At 30.6% G+C, this 13,560-nt stretch carries 23 protein-coding genes; 1 reads left to right on the forward strand and 22 read right to left on the reverse strand.

Going from position 1 to position 13,560, the window contains the following annotated elements:
• Positions 1–49: 49 nt before the first annotated feature.
• The 19 genes from BN6774_RS16325 to BN6774_RS18685 form a co-directional block, all read right to left on the reverse strand.
• Positions 50–244, reverse strand: a complete 195-nt coding sequence (locus BN6774_RS16325) for a hypothetical protein (RefSeq protein WP_066895687.1) — start codon at positions 242–244, stop codon at positions 50–52.
• Positions 245–491: 247 nt separating this feature from the next.
• On the reverse strand, positions 492–1,037 hold the full coding sequence (locus BN6774_RS16330) for a hypothetical protein (protein ID WP_066895688.1): 546 nt from the start codon (positions 1,035–1,037) through the stop codon (positions 492–494).
• 11 nt (positions 1,038–1,048) lie between these two features.
• Positions 1,049–1,396: a hypothetical protein gene (locus BN6774_RS16335; protein ID WP_066895690.1), complete on the reverse strand. Its 348-nt coding sequence runs from the start codon at positions 1,394–1,396 to the stop codon at positions 1,049–1,051.
• 67 nt (positions 1,397–1,463) lie between these two features.
• Positions 1,464–2,825 carry an SNF2-related protein gene (locus BN6774_RS16340; protein ID WP_066895695.1) on the reverse strand — a complete coding sequence of 454 codons (1,362 nt, stop codon included), beginning with the start codon at positions 2,823–2,825 and terminating at the stop codon, positions 1,464–1,466.
• A 14-nt stretch (positions 2,826–2,839) separates the two neighbouring features.
• Entirely contained in the window at positions 2,840–3,127 is a 288-nt protein-coding gene (locus BN6774_RS16345) for a VRR-NUC domain-containing protein (RefSeq protein ID WP_066895696.1), read from the reverse strand.
• A gap of 265 nt (positions 3,128–3,392) precedes the next feature.
• Positions 3,393–5,819 (reverse strand): virulence-associated E family protein, encoded by a 2,427-nt coding sequence (locus tag BN6774_RS16350; protein WP_084767079.1) that lies wholly within the window; start codon positions 5,817–5,819, stop codon positions 3,393–3,395.
• Positions 5,820–5,835: 16 nt separating this feature from the next.
• The gene (locus tag BN6774_RS18565; RefSeq protein WP_159426848.1) at positions 5,836–6,000 is read right to left on the reverse strand and encodes a hypothetical protein; all 165 of its coding nucleotides are present in this window, start codon (positions 5,998–6,000) and stop codon (positions 5,836–5,838) included.
• A 338-nt stretch (positions 6,001–6,338) separates the two neighbouring features.
• Positions 6,339–6,527, reverse strand: coding sequence for a hypothetical protein (locus BN6774_RS16355; protein ID WP_066895697.1), 189 nt, complete (start codon positions 6,525–6,527; stop codon positions 6,339–6,341).
• A 96-nt stretch (positions 6,528–6,623) separates the two neighbouring features.
• Positions 6,624–8,594, reverse strand: coding sequence for a DNA polymerase (locus tag BN6774_RS16360; RefSeq protein WP_066895698.1), 1,971 nt, complete (start codon positions 8,592–8,594; stop codon positions 6,624–6,626).
• Positions 8,595–8,605: 11 nt separating this feature from the next.
• A complete protein-coding gene (locus BN6774_RS16365; RefSeq protein WP_066896765.1) occupies positions 8,606–9,163 on the reverse strand; it encodes a DUF2815 family protein in 558 nt (185 codons plus the stop codon).
• Between the two features lie 133 nt (positions 9,164–9,296).
• Positions 9,297–10,445 carry a DUF2800 domain-containing protein gene (locus BN6774_RS16370; RefSeq protein WP_106404283.1) on the reverse strand — a complete coding sequence of 383 codons (1,149 nt, stop codon included), beginning with the start codon at positions 10,443–10,445 and terminating at the stop codon, positions 9,297–9,299.
• A complete protein-coding gene (locus BN6774_RS16375; RefSeq protein WP_066895702.1) occupies positions 10,442–10,852 on the reverse strand; it encodes a hypothetical protein in 411 nt (136 codons plus the stop codon). The genes BN6774_RS16370 and BN6774_RS16375 overlap by 4 nt, the downstream gene beginning before the upstream one ends.
• On the reverse strand, positions 10,849–11,001 hold the full coding sequence (locus BN6774_RS18570) for a hypothetical protein (RefSeq protein ID WP_159426849.1): 153 nt from the start codon (positions 10,999–11,001) through the stop codon (positions 10,849–10,851). The genes BN6774_RS16375 and BN6774_RS18570 overlap by 4 nt, the downstream gene beginning before the upstream one ends.
• Positions 10,998–11,246 carry a hypothetical protein gene (locus BN6774_RS16380; RefSeq protein ID WP_066895704.1) on the reverse strand — a complete coding sequence of 83 codons (249 nt, stop codon included), beginning with the start codon at positions 11,244–11,246 and terminating at the stop codon, positions 10,998–11,000. The genes BN6774_RS18570 and BN6774_RS16380 overlap by 4 nt, the downstream gene beginning before the upstream one ends.
• The gene (locus tag BN6774_RS16385; protein WP_066895706.1) at positions 11,246–11,509 is read right to left on the reverse strand and encodes a hypothetical protein; all 264 of its coding nucleotides are present in this window, start codon (positions 11,507–11,509) and stop codon (positions 11,246–11,248) included. The genes BN6774_RS16380 and BN6774_RS16385 overlap by 1 nt, the downstream gene beginning before the upstream one ends.
• Positions 11,493–11,702: a hypothetical protein gene (locus BN6774_RS16390; RefSeq protein WP_066895711.1), complete on the reverse strand. Its 210-nt coding sequence runs from the start codon at positions 11,700–11,702 to the stop codon at positions 11,493–11,495. The genes BN6774_RS16385 and BN6774_RS16390 overlap by 17 nt, the downstream gene beginning before the upstream one ends.
• A gap of 33 nt (positions 11,703–11,735) precedes the next feature.
• Positions 11,736–12,014: a hypothetical protein gene (locus BN6774_RS16395; RefSeq protein WP_066895712.1), complete on the reverse strand. Its 279-nt coding sequence runs from the start codon at positions 12,012–12,014 to the stop codon at positions 11,736–11,738.
• Positions 12,011–12,187: a hypothetical protein gene (locus tag BN6774_RS18575; protein ID WP_159426850.1), complete on the reverse strand. Its 177-nt coding sequence runs from the start codon at positions 12,185–12,187 to the stop codon at positions 12,011–12,013. The genes BN6774_RS16395 and BN6774_RS18575 overlap by 4 nt, the downstream gene beginning before the upstream one ends.
• A 27-nt stretch (positions 12,188–12,214) precedes the next feature.
• Entirely contained in the window at positions 12,215–12,376 is a 162-nt protein-coding gene (locus BN6774_RS18685; protein WP_167349607.1) for a hypothetical protein, read from the reverse strand.
• A gap of 180 nt (positions 12,377–12,556) precedes the next feature.
• Here BN6774_RS18685 and BN6774_RS16400 point away from each other — a divergent pair, with 180 nt between their 5' ends.
• Positions 12,557–12,772, forward strand: a complete 216-nt coding sequence (locus BN6774_RS16400; RefSeq protein WP_066895713.1) for a hypothetical protein — start codon at positions 12,557–12,559, stop codon at positions 12,770–12,772.
• On the opposite strand, the gene BN6774_RS16405 is transcribed toward BN6774_RS16400, so the two are convergent.
• The 3 genes from BN6774_RS16405 to BN6774_RS16415 are packed head-to-tail and all read right to left on the reverse strand — an operon-like array spanning position 12,769 to position 13,443.
• The gene (locus BN6774_RS16405; RefSeq protein ID WP_066895715.1) at positions 12,769–12,960 is read right to left on the reverse strand and encodes a hypothetical protein; all 192 of its coding nucleotides are present in this window, start codon (positions 12,958–12,960) and stop codon (positions 12,769–12,771) included. The genes BN6774_RS16400 and BN6774_RS16405 overlap by 4 nt on opposite strands.
• Positions 12,961–12,974: 14 nt before the next feature.
• Positions 12,975–13,235 (reverse strand): MerR family transcriptional regulator, encoded by a 261-nt coding sequence (locus tag BN6774_RS16410; protein WP_066895717.1) that lies wholly within the window; start codon positions 13,233–13,235, stop codon positions 12,975–12,977.
• Between the two features lie 16 nt (positions 13,236–13,251).
• Positions 13,252–13,443 (reverse strand): helix-turn-helix domain-containing protein, encoded by a 192-nt coding sequence (locus tag BN6774_RS16415; RefSeq protein ID WP_066895719.1) that lies wholly within the window; start codon positions 13,441–13,443, stop codon positions 13,252–13,254.
• Between the last annotated feature and the right edge of the window lie 117 nt (positions 13,444–13,560).

Below are 13,560 nucleotides of genomic sequence, written 5' to 3' on the forward strand. Positions count from 1 at the left end.
TGTATTTTTATATATTAAAAAAGAGCCTAAAAGGGCTCTGTTAATATTTTTACTTTAATTGTATTTCTTCATAATATTCTAACATTTTTTCTTTTGAATTAGTTTCATTAAATGCAATTTTAATTATTTGGGCCATTTCATCTAATCCTAAATCAAAATGTCCTAATCCATACATTCTAAAATTTCCACTTACTATACTATCAGCTATCTCATAACATTGTTCATCCGTTAACTTAATATCCATTTTCTTTCAACCTCCCATCTATATAGATATTTCTACATATTGATTAGGTTTCCTTCTTTAAATATAAAAAAAGCACCTAAATCCTTATACAGAATTTATCTAGGTGCTAATTTATAAAATTACTTGATACCATTATACTATGGTATAAAAAGTACCACAATCCCATTGAAAAGGACATTTTTTCATATATTATTATTATATTTTTGGCTGTATTACTAGTATTGATGCAATTTAAAAAGGACATTTTTTAAAGCTTAATTCCATCAATTCCAAAAAATAATATTGATAAATCTTCAATTGCTAATCTTACATCTCTTCCTACTGTCTTAACAGTAATATCAAATTTTTCTGCTACTTCTTCATATGTTGGTATTGTTTGATTTTCATTAGGATCTATATACATGTATTTTATTATCTTATACCTTCTAATTTTATTCTTACCTTCACTTTTACAAATAGCTTCATAATATTTAATAGATTTATTTATATGTCCAACCATTATTGTTGTTCGAACTTTAGTTCTACTTATAGCTTGTACATATTGCTCTTCATCATTTATCGCTTCTATGTCATCTAACACATCTACAGCATTTTCATAATATACCTTATTGATAACTGTATCACTAAAATCACTATGAATGGTAAGCCCTCTATAATGCTTAAGAAGTAATCTGGTATTTCTTAATCTTCTATCATATCTCTTAGTTAACTTTTGATATTCTTGTTCTTTAATATATTTTATTCCTTCTCTTACTCCAATCTTAACTGCTTCCTCATAACTTATCTTTTCCACTTATATCCCTCCTATTCCTTAATGTCAATTTCAATTCCAGTTTCAAAGATCCATTGTCTTTCTACTAACTTATCCTTATGTGCCATATTAATATCTTTTAATGAGTTAGGTTCATCAAAATCAAGTGCCTGTCTATGACATCTCCATAAAATTAATATACACATCTGAATTAAATCAAAAGTTTCTGCAATAACTTCTTTTAGATTACTTAAAGTTCTATCTCTGCTGTAAGTCATCATAGCCTTTACTACTTCTTTAAATTCTTCATCTAGTTTTATTATTATAGCCATTGGTCCTATTTTAGTATTATCTATATTTAATTTCTTACTTTCTTTTAACACATGCATTAATAGTTTCAATCTATATCAGCTCCTTTGAAAAACATTATTATTAAAGCTAAAACCAAGAAGTAAATAATTATATATTTCATACTTCCTCCAATCTTGCTTTTACTGCTTCTAAAAGCATGTTTTGATTTATTTCTTTATTGGCCAATGCATTCATGACATCTTCATCTACAGTTCCCTTAGCTATCAAATGGTGTATAATTACAGTTTCTTTTTGTCCTTGTCTATGAAGTCTTGCATTAGCTTGTTGATATAACTCTAAACTCCAAGTAAGCCCAAACCATACAATAATGTTACCTCCGTATTGTAGATTTAACCCATGTCCTGCACTTGCTGGATGTAATAAGGCTACTTGTATTTCTCCTTCATTCCATTTTTTAATATCTTCCGAATCATTTAAAGTTTGATAACTTACTTTTTTCTTATTTAACATTTCTGATATTCTGTTATAGTCATGTTTGAAGTTATAAAATACTAATACAGACTTACCATTTGATATATCAATAATTTCCTCAAGCTTTTCTAACTTCTCATCATGAATATTAACTACTTCCTTTGATTCAGAATAAATTGCCCCATTAGAAATTTGTAATAATTTATTTGTTAGCACTGCTGCATTAGCTGCTGTTATATCTTCTTCTCCTAATTCAATAATTAAATCCTTTTCTAATGTTTTATAGGTTTCTAAAGCCTTTTTAGATAATGATATTTCAACTTTGTTATCTATTCTTTCAGGAAGATCCAGATAATCATCTGCTTTCATCGAAATACAAATATCAGATATTTTATTTTGAATTGCTTCTTCTGCTCCTTCTTTTAAATCCCAGTTATAAACTACATAACCATTTCTTCTTCCTGGATTAAAATATCTATCTTTAAATCCTGTTATTGTTTTTCCTAATCTTTGTCCACCATCTAATAAATAAATTTGTGGCCAAAGATCTATTAAGCTATTAGGTGCTGGTGTTCCTGTTAATCCTACTATTCTTTTAAAATAAGGCCTTACTTTCTTTAATGCTCTAAATCTTTTTGCTTTACTAGATTTAAAAGAACTTAATTCATCTATAACTACCATATCCCATATCCAGCTATCAAAACATTCATTAACTAACCAATCTACATTCTCTCTATTAGTTACATAAATATCTGCATTCTTCATTAAAGCTTCTTCTCTTTGCTTCTTAGTTCCTAGAATTTTAGATATTTTTAAATGTTTTAGATGGTCCCACTTTTCTACTTCTGTACTCCATGTATCTTCTGCAACTCTAAGTGGTGCTATAACTAAAACTTTATTTACTTCACCTAAGAAAATTAAATTATCTATTGCTGTTAAGGTGCTAACTGTCTTGCCCATACCCATATCTAAGAATAACCCTGAAGCTTTATGATCTATAATATGGTTAATGGAATACTGTTGATAGTTCCAAGGTTTGAACTGCATTACACCACTTCCTTTTAATATTCTTGTACTTCTATATAAACAAGTAAGCTTTCTATGTCCTCATAGCTATCAATCACCCAATAATCAAAACCTAACTTTTCTAATTCTTTTTTTCTAAGTTCTTGTATTGGTCTTAATTTTTTACCAGGTGATTTAAGTTCTACAAATATCACTTTTCCGTATGGAAGAAGAATAATCCTATCAGGCACTCCTGACACTCCTGGACTAACAAACTTTAATGCTTTACCACCTATCAACTCAATTTCTTTTTTAAGTCGTCTTTCTATTTTTTGTTCTTCCACTTTATCACCTTCTTTATAGTGGATACATGGATACACAATTTCTATATATATATAAATGTGTGTATTAGGCGTATATGTGTATATAGGTATATGCCTAATTATATAAATAATACTTATAAAGAATATTTTGTATCCACTGTATCCAGTAGCTTTCAAAACCTTTATATTACTTGCTTTAAGATGGATACAATACTGGATACAGAACAATTATTTTTGTATCCATTGTATCCATTTACTTATTTCGTAAAACAAAACTTTGTATCCATTAATTTTTTCTAATATAAGCTCTTTGTCTTCCATACACTTTACCAAATCTTAAAGTACCATTTGCTTTTGCCCACCCTTTAATTCCAGTTAAAATATCATTTATTTCTCTTGACTGCATAGGTGTTAATTGTTTAGGATCTCCGTTAAATAGTTCAACCCATATTTCCATAACACAAGTCTTATCTCTTCTTAAAGTTCCTTCTTTTGATTCTCCAAATTCAGTCCCTTGTATGAAGTTTCTTTTTTCAGGAATACCTAACTCATACCAATCTTCAGGTAATAATCTATCTAAATATTCTTCAATAAGCCCAGCTTTAGCACTTTCCTCGCTATGTTCTTCTTGTTGTCTTTTAGCTTCTTTTTCTTCTTCTCCAGTTAGGAATAACTTTTCTCCTGCTTTCCATAGCTCAACTGCTTCAGCCCAAACTTGATCTATTTCATATTGATTTAAATCATCAAATACACTTTTACTATGAGTTTTTACCCCTACATCTATTGGCCAAAATCTTCTATTACCAGTTTTATCTCTTAAGAACTCCCTATCATTAGTTGTTCCTATAAATACACATTGTCTTGGGAATCGGCTTGTCCTTCTACCATAAGCAACTCTATAAATATCTTCTGTCTTACTTAAGAAATGTTTTGTTGCTTCAATATCAGCTTTTTTTGTGGCCATCATTTCTCCCATTTCTAGTATCCATACACCTTGTAATTGTTCATAAGCTTCTTTGCCTGATACTGTAGTTAATGAATCACTATACCATTGTTGGCCAAGCTTTTTAATTATTGTACTTTTACCTATACCTTGTGTACCTGCAAGTACTGGCATATTATCAAACTTGATACCTGGAATAAAAACTCTTGCTACTGCTGCAACTAATATTTTTCTTGTTACTGTTCTTACATAACTACTATCTTCAGCACCTAAATAATCTATAAATAAAGAATTTATTCTCTCTTTACCATCCCACGATAACCCTTCTAAGTAATCTTTTATAGGATGGAAAGAATGATTCTCAAAACTTAATGCTAATGCATCAGCACATTTTGCAGTAGAACTTATTCCATAATATTTTTCAATAAACTCTCTAAGCCCACTATCATCTGTATCATTCCAATCACCCATATTCCCTTTTCTTCTCCAAGGAAGTTGGCCAATCACTACAGCTCTATTAGAAAATTCATTGTAAGCAATTTTATCTTTAAGTAGTGGCTCATTTTCTATAATTAAGCTAAAGTTACTTATTGTACTTCTTAGCTTACCTTGTTCCGTATACTCTAATTTTTTTAGCCATTCTGTATTTATTTCATCTTCTTCGATTTGGTCAAAATCTTCCTGAGCTGCTAGCATCTTTTCCTTACCCAAGGTTTCCATTACTTTTTTATTACTTGATGCAAATTCACTCATTTTCGTAAAACTAGGTAGCCTATTAGCTGGAGTTCCCTCCTTAGCTCCTTCGTCCAATTCTCCAAACTTATGGATTCTTACTAAGTCAAATGCATTACATAAAGTATTTGAAGCTGGATCCGTACCATGGTGGCTATAACTAAATTTATCATCATAGATAACTACACCACCTGTTGTACTTCCTTCTGAATAAGTGTATCTAGTATTATCGGCGCCAGGAATATATATATCAGCTAAGAACTCTCCTATGGATTCAGTTATTGAATATGTCCTACAAAAAGCTCCTATAATTCCTTTCTTAGTTAAAGGATCTTCCTGTTTGCTTAATGCCTTACTTAATTTTGCCCTAGCTCTTGAACTTTCTGGCCAATAACTAACATCTCGCCAACCAAATGGGTATCTTTCTAATATTTCATCAGGATTAAGCCAGGGTAAATCTTGATATTTAAATACATAATCTCCATCACATGAAGTTGATGGCCAATACATTAATCGTTCTGGATCATATGTTGTATCATCAAATTGGTCTATTCCTAAATCGTCTGCAACCATTCTTGAAATAGCCTGATATTCATCTGGAAGAACTGGCCTTGATAATGGGATTACTAATCTTAATCTTTGATTATCGGTTGTATGTGTATGAGTTGAATACATAACAACATTAAAGTCATATAAGAGCTCTATACTGGACCATATATCTCCTTCAACATAATCCAGGTCTAATGTTAGCAATGTTCTATTAGCTACATTAGCTTTTAATCTTCTACCATTTTTAAGTGTACCTCCTACGAATCCACCAACATCTTTTACTCTATCTTTATCAACCTTACCCATTTTCTTGTATTCTGCTACAGTTTCAGGTGTTCTTGTAGTAATACTTAACTTTTTAACTAAATCTGACCAACTTATAGTTTTATTCTTCCAATGTGTTTCTTTCTTACTTTTACCTGTTGCTAAGGCTATGGAACCATCATATTTAATTTTTAATTCTATATCCTCTTTAGTCTTAATATCCATAGCTCACACTCCTTATTTAATGATTACCTTTAAATTTCATATACTCTTTCTTCCAAGCATTATAAATTTCTTCTGCTTCTTCTTTACTCAAATTGAATTTTCTAACTACCCTTATTAAGGTTTCACCTTTAGTTCTACAAGCATTTTCTTCTAGAAATTTTGTTATTCCTTTATTATCCACTTCTATCTCCTTTACTTTTTTAATATAATAATAGTGTTATACTTATAATTGAATATAGGAGTGAGATTTAATGGGTAAAACTAGAAGAGAATTTTTATTAGATGTATTGCAACACCTAATCTTAATTATGATTATTGCTTATCTAATAAAAATATCTTAAAGTATTTTAAAGTATCTCTATCTTAGAATGGTAAAATCTATCCTAGGGGATACTCTATAACTAGGTTTAAAAATTAATTAAATTCAGCTTATTTGTAAATCTAAAATTAATTAAATTAAATCTCACTCATTCGCTAAGAACTACAGTATATGTAGTTCTTTTTTATTTGAATGGCGAATTACTTTAATGGTGATATATAATCATCCATACCTACCGGATTAATTAAAGTAAAGGTTTCACCACTTAGAAATTTACAACCTGTGGTTTCAAAAATATCAAGAATATCAGTACCATCTTGCGTAGCTATATAAACCTCATTTTCTTGATTTTGCCTTTCTAAATTTGCTATTAAATCTTTGACTTTCATTCTAATTTCCTCACTTTCATTTTTAATTTTATTTCGTAATAAATTCAAAATTAATTAAAATACCAAAATTATATTTTAAAAATTAATTAAATTACTTTAATCTTTCATGTAGTAATTACACTCATATCCATCTGCTTTTAAAGGAAGTCCTGGTGCCCAACTAATTTCTTGGCCAAATATATTATTAACTTCTTCTACACTGCCAAAACCAATAGGTACATCCATAACAATTTCATCATGTACATGCATTACAGTTTTATATCCAGCTTTATCAACATTAAATAGAGCTTCTGCTAAACAATCCCTTGCTGTTGCTTGAACTATATTCTCCACAAGTTTTGGTCCATAAGTATCTTGTCTAGTCCATTGTTTACTTGTTTGTTCCATACCCTCATATGTTATTTTGTAGCCTTCAAAAGTTTGGTGTTCTTCAATCTTAGGCCTTACATAACTTAATCTTCTTCCAGAAGGTAATTGAATGAATAATACTCCAGGATCATAGATAAATTTAAGTCCATATTGCATGCTTACAGTTGTTCTTTCATTTATGGCTTTCTTAGCTGCTTTATCACAATCCCACCAAAACTTAGTTATATTAGGATTAGCATTTCTCCAACTTCTAACTAGTCCAGGTAATTCTTCTTCTGGAATACTTCCTGACTTATCCATAGACTTTATAGCTCCTACACTTCCCCCATATCCCAGAGCAAGTTCTGCTATCTTACCTTTTTGTCTTAGATCACTACCTTTTTTAATATCTTCTATTGGAACTTTAAACATTTGACTAGCTGAAGCTTCATATATCTTTCCATGAGTTTTAAAAACTTCTAATCTCCATTTCTCAGCTGCATACCAGGCTATTACTCTTGCTTCTATTGCTGAAAAGTCAGCAACTATAAATCTATTACCTTCACTAGGTATAAAAGCAGTTCTTATGAGTTGACTTAAAGTATCAGGTACACTATCAAATAAAAATTCAACTTCATCAAATTTACCATCTCTAACAAGTTGTCTTGCATCATCTAAATCAGGTAAATGATTTTGTGGTAGGTTTTGTACTTGCACTAACCTTCCTGCCCATCTACCAGTCCTATTAGCTCCATAAAACTGCAATAGTCCTCTTAATCTTCCATCATCACATCTAGCATCTTCCATAGCCTTATATTTTTTAATTGAAGTCTTAGACATAAGCTGCCTTAGTTCTAAAACTCTTTTAACATTTTCATCTTCAGCTGCTTCTAATAATTTAGGAACACTATCTTTAGTTAAACTAGTAACTTCGTACCCTACTTTCTCACTAAGCCATTTTTTTAATTGAGTAGGTGAATTAGGATTACTTAATCCTGTAAGTTCTATTGCTTCTTTAGTTAATCTATCTTTAAACTGTTCATCACATTTTATCGCTTGTTCTGCTAATATTAAATCTAAGTTTATACCTCTATCATTAATCTCTTGATCTAAATCCCATAATCTTTTTTCTTTATCAGTAGGTTTATACTTATTAAGCCTTCTTCTTATTTCTCTTTCTACTTCTACGTCTTGTTTACAATATTTTTTAAATAGCTCCCACTTTTCAGGATAATGTTCTGGAAGATTCCTAGTCCTACCTCCATTTGTCTTAGTAGGCTTACATGGCTTACAAAAATATTGTATTAAGGCCTTACCTTCCTTCATCTTTTGCTTATCTTCTTCAAAATTCAATGCTTTACCAACCATATCAAGGCTACCTGGTAAACCCATTCTTAAAGCTTGTATCATTGTGCAATCCCATTGCTCTGGATTCATATCCTCTATACCATTAGGCCAATAAGAATCATTAGCTATTGCATTTCTTTCAAAGTTAGCATTAAATGCTGTTTTTAATACATCTTGATTCTCTAAATCTTCTATAACTTCAAAAGGTAAAGTTTCATCATTCATAAAGTCAATTATCTGTACTGGTTCATCATCATAAGCATATGCGAATAACATTATTTCAAAAGATGGGTGCTCACAATATCTATAAGCACCCACATTTTTAATGTCTAACTCGCAATATGTTTCAACATCTATTGCAAGTGTTCTCATAATTTCTTCTCCTAATCTAAGAAGCTATCTTCTGCTGATTCTATTGCCTCAAAGTCATCTTCGGCTCTAGTGAATCCTCCTAATGGTTCTCCATCTGCTAACTTTTGAACATTTCCAAGTCCTGCAGCTATTCCTTTATTACCATTTGCATTATACGCATAGAAATTAAGAGTTAATCTACCATAGCAACCTGAATAAACTTCTGTTGCATCCAAAATAGGTTGTACATTTATATCGACTATTCCTGGCTTATTCTTACTATTAGCATTCAAGAAGTAACAACCTACATAAGCTTCATCATCTGGTCTTTCTACATCACCATCTCTTAAAGGTGTTTTAATATTAGCTGGTACTTTACCACTCCATTTACCTTTCCCTTGTTCCTTAGCTTCATTTACTGCTTCTTTAATAGCTTGTAAAGTTTCCTTGTCACTCTTTGGTATAATTACTGATACTGAATATTTAGGCTCGTTTCCTTCTATTGCATGAGGTTCGAATAAGTGTGCATAACTTAATCTCACCTTTCCTGTAGTTACCTTTGTTCCTGTTCTTTTTGCTGTTACTTTCATTCTTTTTTCCTCACTTTCATATACTTTATTAAAATCAAATAATGGATCATTTAAATCAATATAATAATTAGCTTTATATTCTTTAAAAGCTAAATACTCGCAATAATCATCTGCTAAACTCATAATCAATCTCCTAATCTAGAAAATCAGATTTAGCTGGATTATATGGCTCTCTTTTATCTGTTATAGGTACTAATGTAGGCTTACCAACTGGCTTAACAATGTAATCTCCAAGTAGCCTTTGAACTTCTTTTTTACCTATAGCAGATTCTATTTTAGTAATACCATCAAGCTTTTTAGTATATATCATGTTCTCTTGGAATCCTTGTCCTATTAGTACTTTTGCAACATCATCTTCACTAGACCATTTCCTATTACTTCTACCTTCAACAACCTTATATCCATCAAACTCTTCTCCTTGTAATGCTTGTTCAAGTGCATATTCTTTTACGTCACCTGCCCAATTAACAAGTTCGTCTACTTTACTTAATATATAAGCTATATCATTATTATCTAATGTGTTAGGCTTTTGGAAGTCATACTTAGCTAGTTCTAAGTTCTTTTCTGCTCTTGCCTCACATACTGCTTTAGCTCTACAGAATCTACAATGATCTCCTGCACAAAACTCTCCTTCTCCTTTTATAGCTAGTTCTGCTTTTGGCCTCACATATTCTTCAGCCCATTTAAGAAGTTCTTCAACTGTTACTTCAAAAGTAGATATGTTATCTAACCTTGGTTGAATTATTGTCATCCTTACTTTTTCAATATCATATAAGAATGAAAACTCTGATATAGCTCCTAATGCATATAACATCATTTGCTTATTGTTGTTAGCACTTACTGGAACACCTTTTCCATACTTAAGGTCACACACTTCCATAGTTCCATCAGCTATAATTACAAAGTCACCAGTTCCGAATCCTTCAGGAACCCATTCACTAAAATCTAATCTTTGTTCTATTTTGAAAAGTGCATCAGGAGTTTTAGCCTTAGCTTCACTAACTCTTTCTAAACAAGTTTCAACATACATATCCACATAATCTGGCATATCAGCTGTGTATAACTTATCTTCTTGTATCTTCTTAACCTTTGAATTAAAACTTCTTGTTGATAGTCCTTCTAATTCTTTCCTTAATTTCAGTTCTCCTAACTCATGAGCCAATGTTCCTTCTGCTGCATATTCAGAAGTTTTGTTTTCAAAATTTTGCTCTAGTCTAGCAGATGGAGTGCAAGCCATCCACCTACTAGCTCCTGAAGCACTAAGTATTGCATGTGCCATTATAATAATTCCTCCGCATCTTTTAGTATTGCTGCATAATCTTCTTCTTTAACTTCACCAACTTTGCTAGCACCATATTTAGCTGTTAATTCTTTAGCTTCTTTTTGCTTACCAGCCTTAATTAATTTAGAGAATACCTCTCTTATTTGTTCCTTAGTAATCTTAACTACTTCACTTTCTTTATCTTCTGTAACATCATTAGACTTTTCAACTTTTTGAGTTTCTTCTTTCTCAACTGTTTTTACTTCTTCCTTAATTGGACTAGACTTTTTACTTTCTTTTATATCTTCTAATGCTGTACCTACTTTTGCCCCATCAATAGTTATTTGACTTGTTACTACTCCAGCACCAAAAGCATTAATAAAATCTAGTACCTCATTTGTTGAATTAAATTCTGCTATAATTTTCATTTCTTTTTCCTCCTATATTCTTGTATTCTATAAACATTTTCTATTGCATGAACATCAGCACTTTTCAGTCTTTCTTTCTCTAGCCTTTGCCTATTGTACATGTCATTAATAACTTTATTCATAAACTCCTTTTTGCTTAATGCCCTCATTCTAGTTCTCCTAAAAATAATTTAGTTTCAAATTCTTCTACATCTACTTTTTGAACTATCCATTTTGTGGCCTGTTCGATATTTCTATTTGTAGAAGAATATCTTTGAAATATTGCTATTGAATATGAGTTGTTAGCTTGTACAACTAAAACATCATCTTTCTTTAAATCTTCTATATCTGTCTTATATGAATACTCCTGATCAAAACTTCCTCTAGGAAATTTAACTAATGCTATCTTATCCATTAAATTCCCCCTAATGATAAAATCTTTTCTCTCTGCCTTTTAGGACACTTCTTAAGTTCTTCATAATCTGCTAACACAAAACCTGTATCCCATTCAGCTATAAACCATGCCTTTGGAGTAACTTCTTCTAATGGCGGCTCTGGTGCAACTCTTTCCTTAGGATTCTTTCTTAGCCAATCTTTAACCCAAGTTTCTTTTCTCCTTTGAATTACTTCTTCTTTAGCTTTTTGAATTTCTAAATTAAACTTACCTATGGTTAACACCCACTTTCTGTGTTATAATGTCATTGAATGTTTTTATGTGCTCGTAACTTTTACTTTGGTCGGTTAAGTTATGAGCTTTTTCTTTATAAATTTCTTTAGCTTCTCTTAAAGCTGCATTTAATTCTAAACCTTTATCAACAACCTTATGTTCAACTTCTTTTGCTATTTCCAATTTAATATTGATTTTATCCACCTGCTTCTCCTTCCTAGCCTTATAGCATTACTATTAATAAGTAACAATCTGTTCACCTTCGCACCTCCTTAAAAGCCTTATATGACGTATTGATTTATCACCCTCTTTCATCAATCCCTTTTTACGTAATTTAAAGACTTTATCTCTTAAAGTAGATTCTGTTCTTCCTAATGCAAGTGACATTTCTTCATAGCCAATCTTTTCTAGCCAGTCAATTAAATATTTAGTATCTTCATATGTCCAAGGTTTCCCGTGATTAGGATGAAGCTCTGGATTATATTTCATTCTTCCATAATCATCAAACTCAATCATCTACTCATAGCCCCCTTTAATATTTCACATATATTTTTAAATTCATCTTGGCTTGTCCTTTTACCAAAGGCAACTCTATTCACTTTTATGTCGTTCTCAACATCTTTCATAAAATCTAAAAACTCTTTTTCTGGTAGACTTTCCTTAACTTCTGTTAAGTAATCTAATAACATTAATACTCCCTCCTATTTTTAATAACATTACACTTTATTTGATGTTCTCAACTTATCGATAAGCATTTTTGTTTTCTCAATACCAATCTGATTCTCTAATATATCTATCATTACAGTAACTTGTGAGTTTATCAGATTATTAATCCCTTCTTCAGTTTCTGGATAATGGATTACTACATTGATAGTCATTGTTTAATGTCTCCTTTTTTTGTATTCACACTTAGTTAAAGTGCTCCATCAAAAATAGAATTACCAATAAATTCTTAAACTATTCAATTGAAATATTTATTATTTTATTTATATAGCTTGCCTCTTTTTTTTCTTTTCTCCTAACATATGGTAAAATCTATGTTGAAAGGAGGTGTTTTTATGGATATTAAAACTGCTTGTAATGAAATAGCTTCTAAATGTGCTAAACTTTACATTGAAACTAACCTTCCGGAGTATAAAGAATCTGGCTATTCTAAATTGGTAGAAGATTTTACTTCTAAGTACGTTGAAGCATATTCCCAAGCTGAAAAGCAACTTAAGGATTTACCTACTCCTAAAGCGAAAATCTTAGATAGAAAATCATTAGGCCTTTAAAAGGTTACTATCATGGGTATAATCTTTTTAGCATCTTCTAAGATTGCTTGTGCATGACTTATAGATAAGTTTTCTTCTCCGGCAAGAGTTTCGATTACTTTTGCTATAAGTTGTGCATCTTCTTGTTTAGATTCAAATCCTATTAATCTGTTTTCACAAATTTTTTTGATTATTTTTTCATATTTCATATAGCTTGTCCTCCTTAATTACAACTTGTTACAAGAGTTTTTAACTGTATAATAAAACTTTTAAGTCTTTCATTCTCTCTTATAACTGCTTCATATTGTTCTCTAGATATAAAATCTTCATTTTGCTTAGTAAATTTATCTAATTCTGTGTAATAAATTTTAAAATGACCTCCATCTGTTCTCTCACATTTAATATTTCCCTTTTTACATAAATCTAAAATTAGATCATAATTTTCTCCTGTTTTTTCAGCAAATTTTTTTGGTGTAATAAACATTATTCAATTTCCTCCTTTAATAAAATACTTCTGGAACTGTTCTCTCTAGAGCTTCTGCAATTTTTTCCATTATTTCTTTTGTTGGATTTTTTTTGTTCTCTGAATCGTTCTCTAATTCAGAAATATAAGATGCTGAAACTTTAGCTTTTTTAGCTAATTCTCTTAGTGAGAGCTTCTTTTGATTTCTTATTTCTTTAATTTTATTCATGTTCTCCCTCCTTGTGACTTTATTATATATCGTTCTCCAATAGAGAACAATACCTCAAATCGTTCTCTGTAAGCGACCTGAACAAATTACCTTGTACTTCCTAATAATTGCTAAATT

This window comes from Clostridium nigeriense, assembly GCF_900086595.1.
Taxonomy (GTDB): domain Bacteria; phylum Bacillota; class Clostridia; order Clostridiales; family Clostridiaceae; genus Clostridium; species Clostridium nigeriense.

Bases quoted from the DNA above. Each gene is read 5' to 3' on its own strand.
- BN6774_RS18570 (WP_159426849.1), bottom strand. From the start codon at position 11,001: ATGAGGGCATTAAGCAAAAAGGAGTTTATGAATAAAGTTATTAATGAC.
- BN6774_RS16395 (WP_066895712.1), bottom strand. From the start codon at position 12,014: ATGATTGAGTTTGATGATTATGGAAGAATGAAATATAATCCAGAGCTT.
- BN6774_RS16360 (WP_066895698.1), bottom strand. From the start codon at position 8,594: ATGAGAACACTTGCAATAGATGTTGAAACATATTGCGAGTTAGACATT.
- BN6774_RS18575 (WP_159426850.1), bottom strand. From the start codon at position 12,187: ATGTTATTAGATTACTTAACAGAAGTTAAGGAAAGTCTACCAGAAAAA.
- BN6774_RS16325 (WP_066895687.1), bottom strand. From the start codon at position 244: ATGGATATTAAGTTAACGGATGAACAATGTTATGAGATAGCTGATAGT.
- BN6774_RS16400 (WP_066895713.1), top strand. From the start codon at position 12,557: ATGGATATTAAAACTGCTTGTAATGAAATAGCTTCTAAATGTGCTAAA.
- BN6774_RS16410 (WP_066895717.1), bottom strand. From the start codon at position 13,235: ATGTTTATTACACCAAAAAAATTTGCTGAAAAAACAGGAGAAAATTAT.
- BN6774_RS16375 (WP_066895702.1), bottom strand. From the start codon at position 10,852: ATGAAAATTATAGCAGAATTTAATTCAACAAATGAGGTACTAGATTTT.
- BN6774_RS16365 (WP_066896765.1), bottom strand. From the start codon at position 9,163: ATGAAAGTAACAGCAAAAAGAACAGGAACAAAGGTAACTACAGGAAAG.
- BN6774_RS16355 (WP_066895697.1), bottom strand. From the start codon at position 6,527: ATGAAAGTCAAAGATTTAATAGCAAATTTAGAAAGGCAAAATCAAGAA.
- BN6774_RS16405 (WP_066895715.1), bottom strand. From the start codon at position 12,960: ATGAAATATGAAAAAATAATCAAAAAAATTTGTGAAAACAGATTAATA.
- BN6774_RS16340 (WP_066895695.1), bottom strand. From the start codon at position 2,825: ATGCAGTTCAAACCTTGGAACTATCAACAGTATTCCATTAACCATATT.
- BN6774_RS16415 (WP_066895719.1), bottom strand. From the start codon at position 13,443: ATGAATAAAATTAAAGAAATAAGAAATCAAAAGAAGCTCTCACTAAGA.
- BN6774_RS16380 (WP_066895704.1), bottom strand. From the start codon at position 11,246: ATGGATAAGATAGCATTAGTTAAATTTCCTAGAGGAAGTTTTGATCAG.
- BN6774_RS16350 (WP_084767079.1), bottom strand. From the start codon at position 5,819: ATGGATATTAAGACTAAAGAGGATATAGAATTAAAAATTAAATATGAT.
- BN6774_RS18685 (WP_167349607.1), bottom strand. From the start codon at position 12,376: ATGACTATCAATGTAGTAATCCATTATCCAGAAACTGAAGAAGGGATT.